Annotated in this window: 15 protein-coding genes; 9 read left to right on the forward strand and 6 right to left on the reverse strand. The window is 73.5% G+C overall.

What is annotated here, in order from left to right:
* The first annotated feature begins 65 nt into the window (after nt 1–65).
* A complete protein-coding gene (locus ACFZCD_RS02905) occupies nt 66–1619 on the forward strand; it encodes a hypothetical protein (RefSeq protein ID WP_391827188.1) in 1554 nt (517 codons plus the stop codon).
* Between the two features lie 40 nt (nt 1620–1659).
* Here ACFZCD_RS02905 and ACFZCD_RS02910 read toward each other — a convergent pair whose 3' ends face one another.
* Together ACFZCD_RS02910 and ACFZCD_RS02915 are read right to left on the reverse strand one after the other, a co-directional pair.
* The gene (locus ACFZCD_RS02910) at nt 1660–2565 is read right to left on the reverse strand and encodes a YwqG family protein (RefSeq protein ID WP_391827189.1); all 906 of its coding nucleotides are present in this window, start codon (nt 2563–2565) and stop codon (nt 1660–1662) included.
* Nucleotides 2566–2633: 68 nt separating this feature from the next.
* Nucleotides 2634–3137, reverse strand: a complete 504-nt coding sequence (locus ACFZCD_RS02915) for a metallophosphoesterase family protein (protein ID WP_391827191.1) — start codon at nt 3135–3137, stop codon at nt 2634–2636.
* A gap of 263 nt (nt 3138–3400) precedes the next feature.
* Here ACFZCD_RS02915 and ACFZCD_RS02920 point away from each other — a divergent pair, with 263 nt between their 5' ends.
* The 8 genes from ACFZCD_RS02920 to ACFZCD_RS02955 all read left to right on the forward strand — a co-directional run bounded on the left by ACFZCD_RS02920 (nt 3401) and on the right by ACFZCD_RS02955 (nt 15647).
* The gene (locus ACFZCD_RS02920; protein WP_391827193.1) at nt 3401–6076 is read left to right on the forward strand and encodes a lantibiotic dehydratase; all 2676 of its coding nucleotides are present in this window, start codon (nt 3401–3403) and stop codon (nt 6074–6076) included.
* Nucleotides 6077–6220: 144 nt separating this feature from the next.
* Nucleotides 6221–7567 carry a B12-binding domain-containing radical SAM protein gene (locus tag ACFZCD_RS02925; protein ID WP_391827195.1) on the forward strand — a complete coding sequence of 449 codons (1347 nt, stop codon included), beginning with the start codon at nt 6221–6223 and terminating at the stop codon, nt 7565–7567.
* The gene (locus tag ACFZCD_RS02930; protein ID WP_391827197.1) at nt 7564–8712 is read left to right on the forward strand and encodes an arginase family protein; all 1149 of its coding nucleotides are present in this window, start codon (nt 7564–7566) and stop codon (nt 8710–8712) included. The genes ACFZCD_RS02925 and ACFZCD_RS02930 overlap by 4 nt, the downstream gene beginning before the upstream one ends.
* Nucleotides 8709–9761, forward strand: coding sequence for a hypothetical protein (locus tag ACFZCD_RS02935; RefSeq protein WP_391827199.1), 1053 nt, complete (start codon nt 8709–8711; stop codon nt 9759–9761). The genes ACFZCD_RS02930 and ACFZCD_RS02935 overlap by 4 nt, the downstream gene beginning before the upstream one ends.
* Entirely contained in the window at nt 9761–10753 is a 993-nt protein-coding gene (locus ACFZCD_RS02940; RefSeq protein WP_391827201.1) for a PHP domain-containing protein, read from the forward strand. Before ACFZCD_RS02935 ends, ACFZCD_RS02940 begins: the two co-directional genes overlap by 1 nt.
* A gap of 5 nt (nt 10754–10758) precedes the next feature.
* Nucleotides 10759–13377, forward strand: coding sequence for a lantibiotic dehydratase (locus tag ACFZCD_RS02945; protein ID WP_391827203.1), 2619 nt, complete (start codon nt 10759–10761; stop codon nt 13375–13377).
* Nucleotides 13374–14717 (forward strand): MFS transporter, encoded by a 1344-nt coding sequence (locus ACFZCD_RS02950; protein WP_391827205.1) that lies wholly within the window; start codon nt 13374–13376, stop codon nt 14715–14717. The genes ACFZCD_RS02945 and ACFZCD_RS02950 overlap by 4 nt, the downstream gene beginning before the upstream one ends.
* Nucleotides 14718–14735: 18 nt before the next feature.
* A complete protein-coding gene (locus ACFZCD_RS02955; protein ID WP_391827207.1) occupies nt 14736–15647 on the forward strand; it encodes a phosphotransferase family protein in 912 nt (303 codons plus the stop codon).
* 42 nt (nt 15648–15689) lie between these two features.
* Here the strand turns inward: ACFZCD_RS02955 and ACFZCD_RS02960 are convergent, their stop codons facing one another.
* From ACFZCD_RS02960 to cseB, 4 genes are all read right to left on the reverse strand, one after another.
* Complete coding sequence (locus ACFZCD_RS02960; protein ID WP_391827209.1) at nt 15690–18254, reverse strand: ABC transporter permease; 2565 nt, start codon at nt 18252–18254, stop codon at nt 15690–15692.
* A gap of 51 nt (nt 18255–18305) precedes the next feature.
* Nucleotides 18306–19124 carry an ABC transporter ATP-binding protein gene (locus tag ACFZCD_RS02965; protein ID WP_391827211.1) on the reverse strand — a complete coding sequence of 273 codons (819 nt, stop codon included), beginning with the start codon at nt 19122–19124 and terminating at the stop codon, nt 18306–18308.
* A gap of 183 nt (nt 19125–19307) precedes the next feature.
* Nucleotides 19308–20615, reverse strand: coding sequence for a sensor histidine kinase (locus ACFZCD_RS02970; RefSeq protein ID WP_391827940.1), 1308 nt, complete (start codon nt 20613–20615; stop codon nt 19308–19310).
* Nucleotides 20612–21352, reverse strand: coding sequence for a two-component system response regulator CseB (cseB, locus tag ACFZCD_RS02975; protein WP_391827213.1), 741 nt, complete (start codon nt 21350–21352; stop codon nt 20612–20614). The genes ACFZCD_RS02970 and cseB overlap by 4 nt, the downstream gene beginning before the upstream one ends.
* Nucleotides 21353–21717 lie beyond the last annotated feature (365 nt).

Genomic DNA, 21717 nt, shown 5'->3' on the forward strand with positions numbered 1-21717 from the left:
AGAAGTGCCGTAGCGGGACGAGGGGGGCAATGCGGATGCCGGTCACCGCCGACGGAGCCGGTTCCGTGCCGGTGACCACACAGCACAACGACAACCGGCGGACCGGCGCCAATCTTCACGAGACCACGCTCACGCCGCTCACCGTGGGCCGCGAGACCTTCGGCAAGCTGTTCACCCGCGCCGTCGACGGCCAGATCTACGCCCAGCCCCTCGTCGTCCCCGGTGTCCATGTGCCCGGGGCGGGGCGGCGTGACGTCGTCTACGCGGCGACGATGCACAACAGCGTCTACGCCTTCGACGCCCACGACCCCGGCGCCGCGGCCCCGTTGTGGCGGACGTCGCTCGGGCCGTCCGTCCCGCTGCCCGACCCGGAGATAGGCCCGTCCGGCTACCGGGACATCGCCGCCGAGGTCGGGATCGTCAGCACCCCCGTCATCGACACGGCGCGCCAAGTCCTCTACGCCGTCGCCTTCACCAAGGACGCCGACGGCCACCACCACACCCTGCACGCCCTCGACCTCGCCACCGGCCGGCCGGTGCTCGGCGGCCCGGTCCGTATCGCGGCCGACGTCCCCGGCACCGGAGAAGGCAGCAGCGGCGGCCGGATCGCCTTCGTCAGCCGGCGGCACGTCCAGCGGGCCGCGCTGACGCTGGCCAACGGCCGGGTGTACATGGCGTTCGCCTCCTACGGGGACCGCCGCCCGTACCACGGCTGGGTCCTCGCCCACGACGCCGCGACCCTGTCCCTCGTGGGCGCCTATGTGACCACGCCGGGCACGCGCATGGGCGGGATCTGGCAGGCGGGGCAGGGCCTCGCGGTCGACGGCAGCGGCTGCCTGTACTTCATGACCGGCAACGGCGGATTCGCCGCCGACGGCAGCGAGCTGGGCGACAGCGTCGTCAAACTCACCCCGGACCTCACCGTCGCCGACTGGTTCTCGCCGTACGACAACGCGGCGCTCGACGCCCGGGACGCCGACCTCGGCTCGGCCGGCCCCCTGCTCCTGCCCCGCACCTCGCTGCTGCTGGGCGGCGGCAAGGAGGGCAAGTTCTACCTGCTGGACACCGGCAGGATGGGCCATTTCCACGCCGGAGCCGACACCCAGATCCCGCAGAGCTTCTACGTCGTGGCCCCGGACGACGAGCGCCACCACATCCACGGCGGGCCGGTGTACGGGGACTTCCCCGGCGGCCCGTGGGCCTACGTCTGGCCCGAGAACGCCTTCCTGTGCGCCTACCGCTTCGACGGCCGGTCCTTCGCCACCACCCCCGTGTCCACGAGCACCACCACCGACCCCACAGGAGTCCCCGGCGGCTCCCCGGGCATGCCCGGCGGCATGCTCTCCCTCTCCGCCCGTGGCCCCGACCCCGCCACCGCTCTGCTCTGGGCCACGCACCCCTACCGGGACGACGCCAACCAGGCCGTGGTGGAAGGCGTCCTGCGCTGCTACCGGGCGGCGGACCTCACCCGCGAACTGTGGAACAGCAAGATGAACGCCGCCCGTGACGACGTGGGCCTGTTCGCCAAGTTCGTGCCGCCCACCGTCACCGGCGGAAAGGTGTACGTGGCCACGTTCTCCGGAGGGCTGCACGCCTACGGACTCCTCACCCGGCCCTGACGACGGCCCCCGGAAGGCGCTCTGTGCTCGATCCGAAGGGTCAGCTGCACTGCCACGTGAACATGGCGCGGTCGAAGCGGCGGGCCGCCAGGTCCTCCGGGCGTATGAGCCAGTAGAGGGCGCCGCAGTCGCCCCACATCATGTCGGCGTCGTCGTCCGAGTCGAACTGGGCGAGGAGGACCCAGCGCAGCGCTTCCTCCTGGATGCGGGGGTCCGACCACGGCGGGTTGCCCAGGGCGCCGCGGGCGACCTCGGTCTCCACCTCGTCCTGCACCGGATTGGCGTGGCCGCCGATGCGGTGCTCGGTGCCCTCCGAGAGTTCCCACACGGCCTCGCGGAAATCCTCGTCCCACAGCGGGTGGTCGTCGGGCATCGGGTCGAACTCCCCGTACACCACCGGGTGCCACAGGTACGGCGCCGTCGGCTCCGCACGCGCCGTCAAAGACACCTCCGGGTAGGGCTGGATGCCCTCCGGCGCCGCCCGCTCCGCGACGGCGACGCCCGCCGGCACGTACAGCACGCGCGCGCCCGCCCAGCTGCCGGGCTCGTAGGGCGAGACCAGCGCGTCGCCGTCGTCCACCTGCCCGTCGAAGTAGAAGAAGGCCAGCGTGCCGTCCGGAGGGAGGGCGATGTCGAGGGCGGCGGACGGGAGAGCGGCACAGTCGAGCGAGGCGACGAAGGACAGCGGGCCGTGCCCTTCCCACACGGGCCACTCCTCGTTCTCCGGCAGCTCCGGCAGGCCCCCGAGCCGGCCGACGACCGGTGCACCACCCGCAGCCGAACCCGTGGCCCCGCCCTCGGTACCGGTCTTCTCCAGGCGCAGGCTCGGTCGCATCAGGCCGATCCATCGCTCGGCGATCCCGGCGGGAAGGTGCTCGCGGGCGAGCGTGTGCAGGGGGTGCGGGGCATGCGCGGCGTGCGGAGCGTCAGCGGTGCTCTGTGTCATGCCGGTGATGATGCACGAGGCCACTGACAACGAGTGACAACGACTAGGGACGGTGCGGGCCTCGGGAGTTACGCCGCCGCGCCGATCCGGTGCAGCGTCACGTCCCGGAGGCTGCCGCCGGTGACTTCCGCGGTCATGAAGGTGTGATGGGGCTGGCGGCGCCGGTCGGTGGGGGAGCCCGGGTTGAGCAGGCGCAGCCCGCCGGGAGCGGTGGTGTCCCACGGGATGTGGCTGTGGCCGAAGACGAGCACGTCCGTGCCCGGAAAACGCTCGGCGCAGCGCCTCTCCCGCCCTTGTGCGGGCCCGGTCTCGTGGACCACGGCGAACCGCAGCCCGCCGAGCTCGGCGCGCGCGACCTCGGGCAGCCGTGCCCGCAGCTCCGGTCCGTCGTTGTTGCCGTACACCCCGATGAGGCGCGCGGACCGCTCGGCGAACAGGTCGAGGGCCGCCAGGTCGACCCAGTCCCCGGCGTGGATGACGACGTCGGCCCGGTCGACGGCCGTCAGGAGTTCCCCGGGCAGAGCGCGGGCGCGCTTGGGCAGGTGGGTGTCCGATGTCAGGAGCAGTCGCATGCCGGTCATCTTGCCGAGCGCGTGATGCCGATGCCGGCCGGGGCGCGCTGCGGCGCCCCGGGTCATCGGTCCGGCGGCCCGGATCCACCCGGACATGCCCGAGTGAGGCCCTTCGCCTCGCCCGCGGAGCCCACGCTCTCGGGTCCGGCTCGTAGTGGCCGGAAGCCGATGCCATGTCCATGTATGTCGTTGAAGCCTCATCAGCCGGTTGACTACGGTGGCGTTTCGGCTCAATTACGGCATGGTCACCCAGGGGGAGCCAGTTGGGCAGCAACGGGGCCAAGAGGATCATTACCGCGCACCGCAGAGACGGTGCTCCACCCGGCCGGGAGGAGCGCGCGTGGTCGCTCGTCCCGGTGGCGCTCCTGCGCCACGCAGGGTTCCCCGTCTCCCTTCTCCGGCACCTCGCCGACCCCGCGGCCGCGGATGGCGCCGACGCGGTCATCGCCTGTTACGACGCGGTGCGCAGCCTCGCGCAGCAGGTCAAGGCAGAGCTCCGGGGCGCACGGGCCGGGCGCGAGGGCGATCTCGCCTCCGGCGTCGGGATGATGCGCCCCTTCCCGGAAGAAGCCCTCGCACAGCTCGGCGCCTGCCTCTCCGCGCCGGCCATGCAAGTCATCGAGCGCTACCAGTCCGCGGCGCTGCTCCTGGACCGCACGTGGCGGGCCTTCGAGGAAGGTTTCCCCGCCCGGCTCGGCGGCACCAGGCGCCACGTCGCCGGGCTGTTCCGCGACCCGGCCCTGAAACAGGTGCTCCTGCTGTCGAACGACGCCCGTTTCGCCGAGTTCGCGGCCTGGCTCGACGGGGGCTCCGGCGGCTCGGACGGCCACGTCCGGCGCATGACGGACCTGCTGGCGATGTACCTGCAGCGGGTGGCGACGAAGAACGAGACCCACTCCCACTTCGGGCCCCTGTCCGTGGCGCGCCTGGCCCCGGACGCCGACGGCGTCTCCTGGACCGAACGGCCCCTCCGCCGGATCGCGTTCCTGAGCCACTGGGCGGGGGAGCGGCTGGCGGAGGTGTTCAGCCGGCGGCCGGAGGTGTTCGAGCACGTACGGCCCCGCCGCCGTCCCCTCGCCTTCGCCGACGGCGCGGACATCTCCCTCTACGCCTTCGAGACCACGACCGGCATGCCCGGCGACTGGCGCTTCGTCGCCGTCACCACCGGCAGGCTCGACCCCGGCCGGTTGTGGCTGTGGGAGCGCTGTGACGGCGAGCACACGGTCGCCCAGCTGCGCGCCGCATGGGCCGCGCGGGCGCCCGAACGCACCCCCGCACCAGCCCGTGACCAGGACTCCTCGTTCGACGCCGCCCTCAACGAGCTGATCGCCGAGGACTGGCTCGTCGGCCGCTGGGAGATCCCCATCGGCTCCGCGGACCCGCTGAGCGTCCTCGAAAGCCACCTCCTCCGCGTCCCCGGCGGCGGATCGTCCGATCTCGCCACCGTCCACCGCCTCCGGACGGGGCTGCGGGAATTCGCGGAAGCCCCCGGCGACGAGCGCGCACCGCGGCTCGCCGAGATGAAGGAGACCTTCGAAAAGATCACCGGGACCGCGGCCAACCGCGCCGACGGCATGCACTACGCCGACCGCAGCATCTTCTACGAAGAGGCGTACAGCCCGGTCGCCGGCCTGCGGTTCGGTCGGGACGTCGCGGACCTCATCAGCCGCGAGCTCTCCCTCGTCTACGAGACGGCCCTCCTGGCGCCGCGGCTGCGGATCCGCCGCGAGCAGGACATCCTCCGCCGCTGGGTCGAACAGCGCTTCGGGCCCGGTGTGCCCGTACCTCTGCAGCACTTCTACGCCGGCTTCTACGCCGACAAGCCCGCCCTCGCCCGCGCCTGCGAGGACGTCGACCGGGAACTCGCCGCCCTGGACCGCGAGCTCACCGCCCTCCTGCTCCAGGGACACACCGAACACACCGAAGACACGGGGCACACCGGACACGCCGGAGGCACCGGACGCGTCGGCGGCGGCCACGAGGTGCTGGTGGAGCGCGACCGCCTCGAAGAGCTGCTGGACAGGTACCCGGCGGCGCCGCCCGCCCTGTGCAACCCCGACGTCATGATCGCCGCCCCGGACACCGCGGCGATCGCCCGCGGGGACTTCCTCGCCGTCGTCGGCGACTGCCACGCCGTCCGGGAAGTCCTGACCCACTCCAGCTTCGCCCCGCTGATCGAGGCCGAGGCGCCCGAGGTGCTCGCCGAGGTCCACTCCCGCTACCTGAGCCTCCTGGACGAGGACGAGGAACTCGTCGACCTCGCCCGGTCCCACCCGGACAAGACCGGCGCCCAACTGCTCTACCCCTGCCCCGACCTGGAGGTCTACGGGCTGTCCCCGAAGAGCCGGGACCGGGTGCTCCAGCCCCGGCAGCTGTACGTGACGGCGCGCGACGGCAGGATCGAGCTGCGCGCGCACGGCACCGGGAAACGCCTGAAACTGCTGGCCCCGCTCGCCGGCGGACCCAGCATCCGCCAGGACCCGCTGTCGCCGTTCGCCTTCCCCCGCCACTTCGGCGGCATCGGGCTGCGCGGCGTGGACCACGACCACCTGCCCAGGATCCGCTGCGGCCGCGTCGTCCTCCACCGCGAGCGCTGGCGGATCCCCGCACGGGCCTTCCGCGGCTGGAGCCCCGGCATTCACCGGGCGAACGGTGACGCCGCCGAGTTCACCGCGGGCCGCCGGCTCCGCCGCGGCCTCGGCCTGCCGGAGACCGGCTTCGCGAAGGTCCCGGGCGAGCCCAAGCCCGTCTACGTGGACTGGGGATCGCCGCTGCTCGTGCGGCAGCTCTTCCGGCTCGCCCGGAGGAGCGGGGGGACCGGATCCCCGGTCGAATTCACCGAGATGCTGCCCTCGCAGGACCAGCTGTGGCTGGACATCGGGGGACAGCGCCACACCAGCGAGCTGCGCTGCGCCGTCTTCTCCCGAGGCCGGTCATGACCCGGCTCACCGGTCACCACCGGCTCCGTCACCTCACCGGACACCACCGGCTCGGTCACCTCATCGATCACCACCGGCTTGATCACCTCACCGGCCACCACCGACCCGTCTCACCCACCACCGATTCCCCGTACAGGGGGCACCATGATCAAGAGTTGTATCGTCCAGTTGCCCTTCCCGTCCTCCCATGACCCCGATGCCCGGCTGTCCGCTTACTACGAGGACTACGACCGGCGATTCCGGGCCTTTCTTCCCGAATACTTCATCCCCTCCGACGGCCTGTGGGAAATGCCGCTGTGGGTGGCCCACCTGACCGCGCTCCTGGACACCGCCGGCATCGACTCCGGCTTCCAGGACCTCTCGCGGACCCCCGCCGACGCCGAAGCCTGCTGCGACCCGCTGCTGAGGGCGACGGCACGGGGGGACCTGGTGCTGATATCGCCGCTCGCCCAGAACTTCCGGCTCGCCCTCGACATCGCCGCGCGCCTGGAGGGCGCGGGGCGGCGCGTCGTCCTCGGGGGCAACATGGCCCCGCTGGCGCCCGAGGGGGCCGTGCACACCGTCCACAGGGGCCAGCTCGACGCCGGCCTCGTGTCGCGGCTGGTCCGCATCGCCGCGGCGGAGGGCGGCCGCACCGAGAAGCCCGCCGAGCGCGGGCTGTCGGCCGAGCGGATCACCTGGGCGCCGGACTACCGGCACCTGACGGGATACACCGGCAAGGTCCCGATGCTGCGGGTCAACGCCAGCCACGGCTGCCTCTACCAGTGCGCCTTCTGCGGGGACGCGTGGAGCAAACAGCTCACGCTCGTGGACCGCGACGCCCTGGCCGCCGAGGTGGACGAGCTCGCCGCCCGTTTCCCCGGCACGCGCCTCGTCTACATAGGGGACAAGACCTTCGGCCAGTCGCGCGAAGCCGTCGCCAACCTCCTGCGGGTCTTCCGCGACCGCCCCGGATACCGGTTCATCGTGCAGACCCACGTCATGCAGGTGAAGGAATGGATCATCGACGCCATGCACGAACTCGGCGTCGCCGCCGTCGAACTCGGCTTCGAATCCGCCGATTCCCAGATGCTCAAACGGCTGGGCAAGCTCTCCCGCGGCCTCGACGACTACACCGCCAAGATCCACGCCCTGAGCGACTCCGGCCTGAAGGTCGTCCTCAACATGATGGGCGGACTGGACGAGGAGACGGAGGAGGCACACACCCAGACCGTCGACTGGCTCCAGGAGAACAGCCGGGCCCTGTGGCTCTTCAACCTCTACAACTTCGTCCCGTACCCCCTCACCCCCGACTTCCCGCGCCTGCGGGACCGCATCTTCGACTGGGACTACGCCCACTGGCGCGAGGACGCCCCGGTCGTCTACCGGCCCCGCCACCTCACACCGGAACGCAGCTGGGAACTCTTCCAGGAGAAGATCGCCGCCGCCCACCGCATCGTCCGCACCTCCGCACCAGCCCCCCACGACCGGCCCGCACAGGAGAGCGCATGACCCGGCTGCCCGACCCGCCCGACCTGCCTGAGCTGCCCGACTTCGAGGCACTGCACCACAGCGTCAAACCGGAGGACTTCGAGCAGGACCCGCTGCCCGGCTGGGCCGGAATCGCCACCCTCTTCGGCGCCCCCGCCATCTCCGCCGCACTCGCCGACGCCGGCGAGGACGGCTGGGTGGCCGCCGGCGTCCCCTTCGACGCCACGGCCAGCTCCCGCCCCGGAGCCGCCGAGGGCCCCCGGGCGATCCGGCAGGCGAGCCTGGTCTTCTCCAGCTACCTGACCAGCCTGGGGCAGTGGCGGATGCTGGACACCCGCAGCGGGGCGACGTTCCGCTACCGCGCCCCGCGCGTGGCCGACGCGGGCGACCTGCACGTCTATCCCACCGACACGATCCGCACCTTCCAGGCCGTCGCCGCCGAGAGCCGGCGGCTCAGCGGGGCCGCCGGCCGCCTCCTCTTCCTCAACGGTGACCACTCGGCCACCTTCCCCACCTTCGCCGGCTTCCGTGCCGGCCGGCTCGACCGCGGCGCCGCACGGGTGGGCTTCGTCAACATCGACCACCACTTCGACTTCGGCAACTGGAGCACCCTCCACGGGCCGCTCTATCACGGCTCGAACTCCCGCCGGATCAGCGAACTGCCCGGCATGCGCCCAGAGGACATCGCCTTCGTCGGCGTCGGCGACGTCACCAAGTACGACCAGTTCAGGGACCTCCTCGACCGCGGATTCCATGTGGTGCCCGGCGCCCGCATCGTGCGCGACGGAGCCGCCGCGGCCCTGCGCCGGGTCGTGGAAGAGCTCGGCGAGCGCTGCGACACCGTGTACGTGTCCCTCGACATCGACGTCCTCGACAGCGCCGTCGCCACCGGCACCGGCCACGTCACCATGGGCGGCATCGGCACCGGCCACCTCCTCGACGTCTACGAAGAGCTGCGCGCCCTCCCCGTCGGCGGCCTCGACGTCGCCGAAGTCGCCCCCCGCTACGACCCGTCCGGCAGCACGGCACAGATCGCCGCCCGGCTGCTCTTCGAGTTCCTCTTCCGCACCGACTGCGAGGCACCGCAGCTCGCGCCCTGGACGGACCCCCTCCCCGACGGCTCCCCGGCGCGGACCGCCCCGGACAGCCCCCGGGAGGAGCAGTGAGGTTCGCTCCCGCCGAGGCCCAGCTCGACTGCGCCGAGCTGCTCGCCGGCCCGCCCGCCCGGCGCGCGGCCGCACTCGACCGGCTCGCCGCCGAAGCCGCCGGCCACCTGCACCGCACCGGCTTCGCCGTCTTCCGCATCGGCCGGCTGCGGCAAGGAGTCGAGGACAGCCGCCGGCTCGCCCGCGCCCTCGCCGAACGCCTCCGCGACGCCCTGGTCGCCCGCGGCGCCCCGGCCGGCATGCGCCTGGAAGCCGACAAACCCCAGCAGACGTACGTGCCCGAAGGCTTCCCCACCCGCACCCTGCTCCCGCACCACGACGGCCAGCACTGCTCGTACCTCACCCCCAGCCTGCTGGACGCGCCCGACTGGGACCCCGCCTGGCGGGAGTTCGGCACCACCGGCTACACCACCACCCCCGCCCACAAGATGTACCAGGGCATCTTCCTGTCCGCCCCCGGCGAGGGCCTCAGCGTCACCACGTACTACGACTGGCTCGGCATCGTCGAGGACGTCCTCGACCGGCGCGGCGTCCCCACCGGCGACGACCCGGCCGGCACGGCGGCCCGCTGGATCGGCGAGAACCTGCGCACCGCCCTCGCGCGCCAGCCCGAACACGGCTGCCCGTACCCGTCCTTCGGCGCCATGCTGGGCCTGCAGGAACCCCTGTGGCACGGCCTGTCGTTCCACCACGGCGAGGCGGACCTCACCAAGAAGGACCGCACCCGCCACCCCGCCGCCGTGCCGCTCGCCGCACGGTGCACCTGCGGGGAGTGCCGGGGCGAGGCGGCCCGCCTGTTCTGCCACCAGGTGGTCATGGCCACCGGCCTGACCTGGAGCGGATTCCGGGCCCGCTGGGAAGTGCTCGTACCGGGCGACCAGTGCGACCTGATCTTCGGGCACAACCTGACCACGCTCCACGGCGGCCTGGCCGGCGGGCCCGGCCGCGTCATCGAACCGTACTGCCTGGTCATGGACACCCCCTCCGGGCCCGGCTACGAGCGCTGGCTCGCCGCGTCCTGGCGGCGCTCCCTCCCGGAGGCCGGATGATGCCCGGCGTCCCCGCGCACCGTGCCACCCCCGCCGACCTGCACCTGCACACCCGCTGCTCCGACGGCGACGAGCCTCCGGAGGAGGTCGCCCGCCACTGCCTGGCCGCCGGCCTGCGCGCCGCCGCGGTCACCGACCACAACACCATGGCGGGCGTCGCCGCCTTCGCCCGGACCGCCGGCGACGCGCTCACCGTCGTCCCCGGCTGCGAGGTCACGGCCGAATGGCGGGGCGAAGAAGTGCACTGCCTCGCCTACTTCACCGACCCAGCGGACCGGCTCTTCCGGCGCAGGATCCGCCGCGTTCACGACGCCGAGCTCGACTGGTGGCGCACCTGGACCCACCGTGTCCAAGCCATCGGAGTCCCCCTCACCTGGGAGCTCGTGACCGAACGGCTCGGCGGGGACCGGGTCGCCTACGTCGGCGACTACCTCGCCCTGCTGGCCGCCACCGCGGGCGACGACCCCAGGTTCACGCCGTACGCCCCGGCGGCGGACGACCGCATCGCGGCCGACTGGTGCCGCCCGGGCCGGCCGCTCCACGTCCCCCAGCCCTGGCGCCCGGGCCTCTTCGACGTCCTGACGTGGATCACCGACGCGGGTGGCGCCGCCGTCCTCGCCCACCCCGCCCGCGTCCTGGACACCGAGGACGAGACGGAGTGCACCGCCCTGCTCAAACCCCTGTGCGACGCGGGACTTTCCGGGCTCGAAGCGTGGACCAGCTGGCACACCCCGGCCGAGAGCAGCCGCCTCGCCCGGGTCTGCGCCGCGCTCGGCATCGTGGCCACCGCCGGCTCGGACTACCACGGCCCGCGCGTCAAGTCCTGGGTCCGCAGGCCCGGTCTGCTGCCGGCACCGCCCGCCGACCCCATGGCGGTCCTGGACGCGCTGTACGAGCGGGCCTCCGCGCCCGGCGCACCGCCGGGGCCCCCGCCGCCTTCTCCCGTGTCCACGACGCCCGCCACGCCTCCTACGCCCAGGACGGGACCATGACCTCCGTGACTGCTCCTGACCCCGGCCCCGACGCGGACGCCGGCACCGGGCACCGTCCCGCCCCCGCCGCCCCGCCCGCACTCGCCGACCGCGCCTGGCACCTCGTCCCCGTCGTCGTCCTCCGCCAGGCCGGCTACCCGATGGAACTGCTCGCCCCGCTCGCGGACACCGCCGCCGCGGCGGAGGCCGACGCCCTCATGGACCGCCGGGCCCGCCTCACCGCCCTCGCGGACGACGTGAAGGCCCTGCTCCGGGACCACCGCGTGCCGGGCCGGCAACGGATGTCGTCATGGGTGGGCCAACTGCGCCCCGTCCCCGAGAGCGAGCTCGCCGGGCTGCCCGGCGACGCCGCCGGCACCCTCCGCGCGTACCAGGAGACCGCCGCCGCGCTCGCCGCCCAGTGGTCGGCGTTCGCCGCCCGCCACCGCGAACGCCTGGACGCGGCCGGCGCCGCCGTGGCCCGCGCCTTCGCGGACGAGCCGTCCCTGCGGGACGTCCTCCTGCTGTCCAACGACGCCGCCTACCCCGGATTCGCCGCCTGGCTCGACTCCTTCACCGGCGTCACCGGGCGGCGCACCCGCAAGATGACCGACCTGCTGGCCATGTACCTCCAGCGCATCACCACGAAGAACGAGACGCACGCCCACTTCGGGCCGTTCACCGTCGGCCGCACCACGACCGCCGCCGGCGAACCGGGCATCACCTGGTCGTCACGGCAGCCCCTGGAACGCCGCGCCTGCTTCACCCACTGGGCCGCGGAACGCCTCGCCGCCGCGGCGGGGGAGATCCCGGGGCTCGGCGACTGCGTCCGCCCCCGCAGGCGCCCCCTGGCGTTCCTCCGCGACGGGCGCATCGACCTGTACGCGTTCACCACCCGGGACGGGCTCGACACCGACTGGGACTTCCGCCACCTCGGCGGCGCCGCCGTCTCCGCCTCCGAGGCCTGGCTGTGGGAGCACTGCGACGGCGAGCGCACCGTGGAGGAACTGCGCACCGCCTGGGACGCCGAGCACGGCCCCGGCGAAGGCCCCGGCATCACCTCCTTCGACCGGGCCCTGAGGCGCCTGACCGACCACGAATGGGTGATCGCCGAGTTCGAGGTCCCCGTCGGCGATTCCCGGCCCCTGGCCGCTCTGCGCGAGCTGCTGTCCGGCGCGCCCGAAGAGCTCGCCGGCCCGCTCCTCGCCGCGATCGACCGCTTCGAGCAGGATCTGGTCCGCTTCTCGGCGCTGCCCCCGGCCGGGCGCCCCGCCCTGCTCGCCGACGCCAAGGACCGGTTCGAGAAGCTGACCCGCGGCCCGGCCAACCGCCACCAGGGCCTGCACTACGCCGACCGCAGCATCCTCTTCGAGGAGGCCCACAGCGAGCTGGCCGGCCTCACCGTCGGCCCGGACATCGCCCGGTTCATCACCGACGAGCTGTCCGTCGTCTACGAGACCGTCCTGGCGGGCCCCCGGCTGCGCATGCGCCGCGAACTCGGCATCCTCACCCGCTGGGCGACCGCCCGGTTCGGCACCGGCGCCGTCATTCCCCTCGACCGGCTCTACGCAGAATTCTTCCGCGACCGGGACCGGCTGGCCGCCGACTGCGCCGCCGTCGACGCCGAACTCGCCGCCCTCGACGCCGAGATCACCCGCGCCCTGCTCGGCGACGACACCGGCCGGCCCGAGACCGTCGTACCGCGCGAGCGGATGGAAGCCGTCCTCGGCGCCCACCCGGCCACCCCGTCCGCCCTCTGCAACCCCGACATCCTCTTCGCCGCCGAGAGCCGGGAGGCGCTGGCCCGCGGCGACTTCACCGCCGTCATCGGCGACTGCCACGCCGTGCGCGAAGTCGTCACCCACACCAGCTTCGGCCCCCTCGTCCAGGAACGGACCCCCGAACTCCTCCCCGAGGTCCACCGCGGCTACCTCTCCCTCCTGGACGACGACGAGATCCTCGTCAACCTTTCCCGCGGCCACCCCGACAAGTCCTCCACCCAGCTCTGCTACCCCTGCCACGACCTGGAGGTGTACGGCCGCTCCCCGCAGACCCGCGACAAGGTCCTCCAGCCCTCCCGGCTGTACGCGGTCGTGGCCGGCGGCCGCCTCGAACTGCGCGCCCACGGAGTCGGCGGCAGACTGCGTCTCATGGCCCCTCCCGCCGGAGGCCCCAGCATCCTCCAGGACCCGCTCTCGCCCTTCGCCTTTCCCCGCCACTTCGGCGGCGTCGGCCTGCGCGCGGAAGCACTCGACCACATCCCGCGCATCCGCTGCGGGCGCGTGGTCCTGCAACGCGAGACGTGGCGCATCTCCGCGGACGCCCTGCGCGGGCCCAGCCTGTCGGGCAGCCGCATGGCCGCCGACGACGCCGCGGAGTATCTCGCCGCGCGCCGGCTGCGCACCGCCCACGGCCTGCCCCGGCACGTCTTCGCCAAGATCCCCGGCGAGCCCAAGCCGCTCTACGTCGACTGGGACGCCCCCCTGCTCGTACGCCAGCTCAGCAGGCTGGCCCGCGGGACCGGCGGCACGGTGGAGATCTCCGAGATGCTGCCCGCCCCCGGCGAGCGCTGGCTGGAGGTCGACGGCCGCCGGTACACCAGCGAGCTGCGCTGCGCGGTCTTCTCGCCCGGACGGCCGCGATGACGACCGGCACCACCGGCACGACCGGACCGGCCGCACCCGCGGGCTTCGGCACCGCGTACCACCGGCTGACCGGCGCCGCCGGGATCTCCGCCGTCGGCGACGGCATGCGGTTCGCCGCCCTGCCCCTGCTGTCCGCCGCCCTGCTCCACGAAGCGTTCCAGGTCTCCGTGGTCACCGCGGCCACGACCGTGCCCTGGCTGCTGTTCGGACTCCCGGCCGGCGCGTACGCCGACCGGTTCGAAAGACAGCGGCTGATGGTCCTCGCCGACCTGCTCCGCGCCGGCACCCTGATCGTCACCGCCGTCCTCCTCGCCACCGGCCGGCTGACGTTCTGGCCGCTCGTGGCGGCGGCGTTCCTGCTCGGCGTGGGGGAGGTGCTCTTCGACTGCGCCTCCTTCGCGCTCCTGCCCGGCGTCGTCCCCAAGGACCGGCTCGAAGCGGCCAACGGACGCCTGTTCGCCGTCCAGACCGTGGGCCGCGACCTGCTGGGCCACGTCCTCGGAGGCATCCTCTTCGCAGCCGGCCGGGCCGTTCCCCTGGTGCTGGACGCACTGTCCTTCCTGGCCTCCGCGGCGCTGCTCCGGGGCGTCCGCGGGCCGCGCCCCGCGCCCCCGGCGGGCCGGCCGCACCTCCTCGGGGAGATCAGGGAGGGCCTGGAGCACGTGGTGCGCGACCCCCTGCTGCGCGCCCTGACCGTCTCCGCCGGGCTCATCAACGCCGTCTACCTCGGCCAGGTGGCCGTCTTCGTCATCCTCGTGCGCGACGTACTGCACCTCCCGTCCGCCGCGTACGGGGCGCTCGTGGCGGCCGGCGCAGTCGGCGGCGTGATCGGCGGAGCCACCGCGAGCCGCATCAGCCGCGCGGCGGGCCGCGTCCCCACCCTCCTGGGCGGCCTCGTCCTCATCGGCGCCGCGGGAGCGGCCGTGGCCGCGACCGGCAGCGTCGCCGTGGTCGCGGTGGCCTACAGCGCGAGCGGATTCGCCCTCATGCTGTGGAACGTCGTGGCGGTGTCCCTGCGCCAGGGCCTCATCCCCGACCGGCTGCTGGGGCGCGCGACGGGCGTGTACCGCCTGTTCGCCTGGGGCACGATGCCCCTCGGCGCCCTGCTCTTCGGCGCGCTCACCGAGGCGACCGGGCCGCGCACGGCCTTCGCGGCGGGCGGCGCGGTGATACTGGCCCTGGCCCTGGCGGTCGCGCCCGTCCTGTTCCGGGACGGCCGGGCCCGGTACGAGACGACAACCGGAGCGACCGGAGCGACCGGAGCGACTGAAGCGACTGGAGAATCCGCAGCGAACGAATCCGGGCTGACGCCTGAACCAGCATCCGAACGAGACGACTGAACGGAGCACCGCGCCCCGATGACCCGCCCCACCGATCTCCTCGGCAGTCTGGCCGAACGCTGGAAGCTCGACGACCTGACGCCGGTCGGCAGCGGCCTCGAATTCTCCGTCTACTCCGCCCGGGACCGGGACGGCCGGGACGTCGCCCTGCGGCTCGCGCACCGCCGCTTCGACTCCAACGCCAACGACCCGCAGGTCGACACGAGGGCCCTGCTGGTCCAGGAGTACGAGATCACCCGCCACTTGGCGGCCCACGGCTTCCCGGTGGCCGAGCCGCTGGAACTGCACCTCGCCGACGACCCGGCGTCCCCCGACGTCCTCCTGTCCCTCTACGTCCCCGACGACGCGTCCCGCGTGGACGGCTTCGGCCTCGGTGAGCTCCTCGCCCGCCTCCACCGCCTGCCACCGCCGCGCAGGCTCGTCCCCGTGGCGTCGGAGGGCCTGACCACCCGCCAGGTGCTCGCCACCCGCATCCGGCGCAGGTGGGTGGAGACCGGCCGGTACGTGGCCGACTGGCCCGCCCCACCGGACCCCGCGCTCCTCGCCCGCCACCTCTCCGGCATCACCGAGTCCGCACTCGTCCACCTGGACGTCCGCAGCGCCAACATCCGGCGCCGCGAGAGCCGGGTCGAGGCCCTCCTGGACTGGTCGAACGCCCTGCTCGGCGACGGCACCCTCGAATTCGGCAGACTCACCGAATACGCCCGCTATCCCGAGAACCAGCTCGACCCGGAAGCCCTGCGGGCGGGCTACACGACCCTGCGCGAAGCACCACCGGCCGCCACCGACCCGGCCGTGCTGGCCTGCCGCCTGGACACCGCACTCATGCTGGCCCTGGTCTTCCTCTCGGAAGCCCCGGACCCCGCTCGCGGCCCGTCGGCAGCGGACCACGCACGCGAACTGGCGGACGCCCTCACGAAGCAGGGGTGAGCCGGGCCGGCGGCGGCGCCCGGTGGCCGCCGCCGGCGTGGATCAGGCCTCCGCCACGGCTTCCAGCGGGCTCAGGGCAGCCGCCCGGCGGGCCGGGACGGCGGCCGCGACCGCGCCGACCGCGAGGGACACCAGGCACACGAGGAGCAGCGTCCCCCACGGCAGCGCGAGGGAGTACTGCTCCATCGCGCCGTTGGCCAGCGAGCCGACCGCCCAGGCGCTGAACAGCCCGCCCGCCAGGCCGAGGAGGGTGCCGAAGGCGGCGACGGTCACCGCTTCCAGGCGGATCATCCGCCGGATCCCGGCGCGGTCCAAGCCGATGGCGCGCAGGACGCCGATCTCGCGGGTGCGTTCGGCGACCGACATGGCCAGGGTGTTCACGATGCCGAGGGCGGCGATCACGACGCCGATGGCGAGCAGCCCGTACATCAGGGTCAGCAGGTCTCCCATGGTGCCGGCGGCCTCACGGACGAGTGTCTTCCGGTCCTGCACCTTCAGCAGCGGGTTGTTGCCCACGGCGGTGCGCAGCCGGTCCTCGGTGTTCTTGGAGACCGCGCCGTCCTCGGTGCGGACGAGGATCCGCTGGACGGAGCCGGGGTTGAAGCTGTTCTTCGCCACCTCGGTACGGGCGCCCAGCGCGCCGTGCGCGATGGGGTTGTCCTTGTAGACGGCCACGACCGTGTACTTCTTGAAGTCCTGGGAGCGGCCCATGCTGGCGTTGATCCTGCCGCCCGTGCTCACGCCGTTTTCCCGGGCGAGGGAGCTGGAGAGGGCGATCCGGCCCGGGCCGAGGTCCGCGAGGGAGCCGCTCGTGAGGTCGAGCTTCATGACCTCCTTCACGGTGGCGGGGTCGACTCCGGAGATCTCCCGGACACTGCCGCCGGCGAACAGGGTGGAGTCCGTGACGGCGGTCGCGGTCCGTACCCCGGGGGTGCCGGCCACGCGCTGGACGGCGGCCGGGTCGACGGTGAGGGTGGGGGTACGGGTGCCGATCACGTAGTCGGCGCCGAGGCCGGCCGCGGCCTGGTGGTCGAGGGCCTGCCCGGTGGAGTTGCCGATGACGGCGAGCCCGGCGACCAGCGCCGTGCTGATCATCAGGGCCGAGGCGGTGGCGGCGGTGCGCCGCGGGTCGCGCAGCGCGTTCTCCTGCGCAAGACGGCCGGTGACCCCGAAGCGGCGGGTCAGCCGTCCGGTCAGCCGCAGTACGGGGGCGGCGAGCAGCGGCGCCAGCACGATCATGGCGACGACGAGGGCGACGCAGCCGAGCATCGCGGTCTGCAGGTTCGCCTCCGAGGCGTCCTTGGCCCCCGTGAGCGAGATCAGCAGGCCGGCGCCGAGGGCGAGGAGGGCCAGGCCCGCGACGGCGCGGATCCGGGACCGGGTGGCGGAAGGCGGCTGCTCGGCCGAGCGCATCGCTTCGACGGGCGCGACCTTCGCTGCCCTGCGGGAGGGCAGCCAGGCGGCGAGCACGGTGACGCCCACGCCCACGCCGAGCGCCGCCGCGACGGAGCGCGGGCCGATCACGAGGGGGCCGCGGGGCAGCGGGTCCGAGCCGGTGCCGAGCACGTCGGGCAGCACGGAGGCGATGCCCAGGCCGAGGACGAATCCGGCCGCCGACGCGGCGAGGCCGACCAGGAGGGCCTCCAGCAGGACGGAGCGGACCACCTGGCGGCGCGAGGCGCCGATCGCCCGCAGCAGCGCGATCTCACGGGTGCGCCGGCTGATGAGCATGGTGAAGGTGTTGACGACGAGGAACGAGCCGATGAACAGGGCGACCCCGGCGAAGATCATCGGCATCTTCTTGTAGCCACGGGTCTGCATGTCGACATTGGTGGCCTGCTGGGCGGCCTGCGCGCTGCCGCTCGTGGCCACGGCCTTGTCGGCCGGGAGCACAGAGGTGACCCGCTGGGAGAGCTCGGCCTGGCTGGTGCCGGGCGTGGCGGACAGGTCGATCCCGGTGTAGTGGCCGGGGGTCGCGAAGAGGTGCTGGGCGGTCGCCTTGTCGAACAGGGCGAGCGTGCCGCCGGCGGTCACCCGCGAGTCCTTGGTGCTGACGATGCCGACGAGCCGCTTCGTCATGACCGGGCCGTCGGTGGCCAGCGTGACCATGTCGCCGATGCGGAAGTGACCGGCGGCCGCGGTGCCGCTGTCCACGGCCAGTTCGCCGCCGTTCGCGGGGGCGCGGCCCTTGACCAGCGGATAGCGGCTGTCCTTGCTGTCCTTACCCGGCACGTAGGCGGCGGCCGGATGGGCCCACGCCTTGTCGGCCCGCATCGGAGTGCCGTCGGCGGCGTTCAGAACGGCCGAGCCCTCGGCCGAGGGCCGTACGGCGGCGACACCGGGCACGCCCGCCAGTTTCCGCGCGAGGGCATCGTCGAGCACGTCGGCGTGCTCGTTCGCGGCGGTCCCCGGCGGGGGCTCCTTCGCGGTCACCGTGACCGCGACGCCCGCGAAGCTCTTCGACGCGGCGGCGCGGTAGGCCGCGGCGGACGAGTCCGCGAAGACGAGGGTGCCGGAGACGAACGCGACGCCCAGGCAGACCGCGAGGACGGTCATGACCAGACGGGCCTTGTGCGCCAGGACGTTGCGCAGGGCTGTTTTCAGCATGGGCAGCTTTCGGGAACGGGGAAGGACGAGGACGAACGGCGCGGGCGCGGGTCAGCCGGTGTGCGAGCGGGGGCCGGAGGCGGGGGCCTCGGCGCGGTTGTCCCGGGAGAGTCCCGCCATGCGGTCCAGGACCCGGTCCGGGGTGGGCCGTGTCATCTCGTCGACCAGGCGTCCGTCGGAGAGGAAGACCACGCGGTCGGCGTAGCCGGCGGCGACGGGGTCGTGGGTCACCATGACCACGGTCTGCCCCAGCTCCCGGACCGAGTCGCGCAGGAAGCCGAGGACCTCGCTCCCGGCGCGGGAGTCGAGGTTGCCGGTGGGCTCGTCGCCGAAGACGATCGCGGGGCGGGAGACCAGGGCGCGGGCCACCGCGACCCGCTGCTGCTGGCCGCCGGAGAGCTGCGCGGGCCGGTGGCCGAGGCGCTCGGAGAGGCCGACCATGGCGACCACGCGGTCCAGCCACTGCTGATCGGGCCGGCGCCCGGCGATGGAGAGCGGCAGGGTGATGTTCTCCAGCGCGGTCAGCGTCGGCAGCAGGTTGAAGGCCTGGAAGATGAAGCCGATCCGGTCGCGGCGCAGCTCGGTGAGCTGCCGGTCGTTGAGCGTGCTCAGTTCGGTGGTGCCGATGCGCACGGAACCGGAGCTGGGCGAGTCGAGCCCGGCGGCGCAGTGCATCAGGGTGGACTTGCCGCAGCCGGAGGGGCCCATGATCGCGGTGAACTCGCCCTCGCGGAAGCCGATGCTGACCCGGTCCAGGGCCACGACCTGGGTGTCGCCGCTTCCGTAGACCTTGGTCAGATCGGTGGTGGCGGCCGCGATCCCGGGCGTCGTGTGCGTCGCGTGCGGGGGAAAGGGGGCGGGGGCGCTCACAGGGACTCCTCTTCGGTGCGGAAACGTGCACTTCGAAGGGTGTCCGGGGAACGTATCGGGGCCTGGGCGGCCGTGTATCGGCGCCCGCGCCGGTTCGTAGCAGTTCTGTAGGTACTGAAGGTTCCGGAGGTTCTGCAGGGGTGGGGGCGGCAGCCCTCAACGGATGGACGCGTGCCGGGGCGGTCAGTCCGGCAGGTGCAAGGTGGCGACGGCGCCACCGTCCGGAGCGTTGTCCAGGCGCAGCTCGGCGCCCAGGAGCCGGGCCTGGCCCAGGGCGATGGTCAGGCCCAGGCCGTGGCCCGAGCCGCGCTCCGCCGCGCCCGTGTGGAACCGGCGCGGGCCGTGGAGCAGCAGGTCCGCCGGGTAGCCGGGGCCGTGGTCGCGGACGACGACCGTACGGCCGCCGACGCCGACCTGTACCGGGGTCGCTCCGTGCCGGTGGGCGTTGACGACGAGGTTGCTGACGATCCGCTCCAGGCGGCGGGGATCGGTCTCCACGGTCGTGGCGTCCTCGTCGCGCTGCGCCCCGGCATGGGTGTCGGCGCCGGTGACGGCCCCGGCTGCGGTGACGGTGACCTCGGTGTCGAGGCCGGTGCGCGCCACGGCCTCGGCGACGACCGCGCCGAGCGGGACACGGGCCCGGACCGGCTGTTCGGCGCCCGCGTCCAGCCGGGAGATCTCCAGCAGGTCCTCGACCAGGCCGCGCAGATCGCGCACCCGGGCCCGGACCAGGTCCTCCGTCTCACCGGGCGGCAGCAGGTCGGCGGCGGCCAGCAGACCGCCGACGGGGGTGCGCAGCTCATGGGCCACGTCCGCGGTGAACTGGCGTTCGGTGCGCAGTCGCCGGCCCAGGCTGTCGGCCATGAGGTCGACGGTGGCGGCGATGTCGGCCACCTCGTCGTGCCCCTTGGTGGGCCCGGTCCGGGCGTCCAGGTCACCGGCGGAGATCCGGCCCGCGGTCTCGGAGACCCGCCGCAGCCGGCGGCCGAGCAGCCCGGCGCCGTAGGCCGCCAGGGGCACGGCCGCTGCGAGCGCGATCAGCGAGGCTACCGCCATGCTCATGTCGAGCCGGCGCAGCCCGTAGAGCTCCGAGCTCATGTTGACCTGGACGGCCAGCACCCGGCTGCCCGGGCCGCCGGTCCGCTGGGCGGCCCAGACGCTCGGCCCCAGGTTCCCGTCGACGCGCCCGTCGTAGGCGGTGTGCCGGTCACCGTCGGCCGGGTGACGCAGGGCGGCGGGCAGATCGGGCGGATCGAGCTCGGCGCCGTTCGTCAGCGTTCCGGTGCGCCGGTAGACGTCCATGGCCGAGTAGATGCTGTTGAATGCCTGTTGATCGGCCCGGTCGTGGATGTCGCGCGCGGTCCACAGGTGCACGAGCACGCCCACCGCGATCGCCACCAGGCACGCCGTGGCCGCGGCCAGCGCGGCGATCTTCCAGCGCAGGGACGCGCGGGCCGGCCGCAGCCGGTGGAACGAACGCACCGCTCTCAGCGCCTGAACTTGTAGCCGAAGCCGCGGACCGTCTCGATCCGCTCCCGCCCCAGCTTCCTGCGCAGCCGCTGCACGCACAGGTCCACGACTCGGCTGTCACCGTCCCAGCCGTACTCCCAGACGTTGCGCAGCAGCGTGTGCCGCTCCAGCACCATGCCTGGGTGCGCGGCGAACTCGAGGAGCAGCTTCAGCTCGGTCGGGGTCAGCGCCACCGGGCTCCCGGAGACGGACACCTCCATGCCGCCGGTGTCGATGGCCAGGTCCCCGAAGACCAGCACCTCTCCTCCGGAGGATGACGGGCCTTCGGCTGCGGCGCGCCCGGGTTCCGGGGCGGCCGCGTAGGTCGCCCGCCGCAGGAGCGAACGGATGCGGGCCACGAGGACGTAGGTGTCCACCGGCTTGACCACGTAGTCGTCCGCTCCGGCCTCCAGGCCGGCGACGACGTCGAGCCCGTCGCCGCGCGCGGACATCATCAGGACCGGCACCAAGCTGGTCTCCCGGACCCTGCGGCACAGGCCGATCCCGTCCAGACCCGGCAGCATCACGTCCAGGATCAGCAGGTCGAAGGCTTCGTCCCGGAACAGTTCGAGCCCCGTGAGACCGTCGGCCGCGGCCTTCATCTCGTAGCCGTAGCGCTCCAGGGCGACGGTGAAGGACCGGCGCATCAGGTCGTCGTCTTCCACCAGCAGCACGCGAACGGGGGGCGAAGGGGCCCCGGCCGGGGGAGACGAGGACACGGGCGGGCAGCTCCTGTTCGGACGGTTCAGCGGTGCGGGTGAGACGCCGGCCCCGGCTGTACGCCCAGCCGGCACCTGAAAGGAACGATACGGCAGACACCGGGCGCGGCGGCCGTGTCGCAAGGGTCGTACGGGTCGTGCGGAGGGACACGCAGGGCGTTCCCTCCCGCCTGGCTCGCGCCCGCGAATACGCAGGTCAACTGGGGTGGGCGCCAGCCCGGACAGCAGGAGGGGACAGGGCGCTCCGGCGTCCTGCGCCGTGGGGCCGGCGCACCGATTCGATGGGCAACCAAGCGCTGCCTGATACCTGCCGGATACAAAACCCGCGGGGTGGTGCGGCGCGTCGATGATGCGCCCCAGCCTCC

Source organism: Streptomyces sp. NPDC008001, from assembly GCF_042958085.1.
GTDB lineage: Bacteria > Actinomycetota > Actinomycetes > Streptomycetales > Streptomycetaceae > Streptomyces.

Excerpts from the sequence above, each read along its gene's own strand:
- ACFZCD_RS02960 (WP_391827209.1), bottom strand. The coding sequence starts at position 18,254 with ATGCTGAAAACAGCCCTGCGCAACGTCCTGGCGCACAAGGCCCGTCTG.
- ACFZCD_RS02940 (WP_391827201.1), top strand. The coding sequence starts at position 9,761 with ATGCCCGGCGTCCCCGCGCACCGTGCCACCCCCGCCGACCTGCACCTG.
- ACFZCD_RS02950 (WP_391827205.1), top strand. The coding sequence starts at position 13,374 with ATGACGACCGGCACCACCGGCACGACCGGACCGGCCGCACCCGCGGGC.
- ACFZCD_RS02930 (WP_391827197.1), top strand. The coding sequence starts at position 7,564 with ATGACCCGGCTGCCCGACCCGCCCGACCTGCCTGAGCTGCCCGACTTC.
- ACFZCD_RS02910 (WP_391827189.1), bottom strand. The coding sequence starts at position 2,565 with ATGACACAGAGCACCGCTGACGCTCCGCACGCCGCGCATGCCCCGCAC.
- ACFZCD_RS02925 (WP_391827195.1), top strand. The coding sequence starts at position 6,221 with ATGATCAAGAGTTGTATCGTCCAGTTGCCCTTCCCGTCCTCCCATGAC.
- ACFZCD_RS02955 (WP_391827207.1), top strand. The coding sequence starts at position 14,736 with ATGACCCGCCCCACCGATCTCCTCGGCAGTCTGGCCGAACGCTGGAAG.
- ACFZCD_RS02915 (WP_391827191.1), bottom strand. The coding sequence starts at position 3,137 with ATGCGACTGCTCCTGACATCGGACACCCACCTGCCCAAGCGCGCCCGC.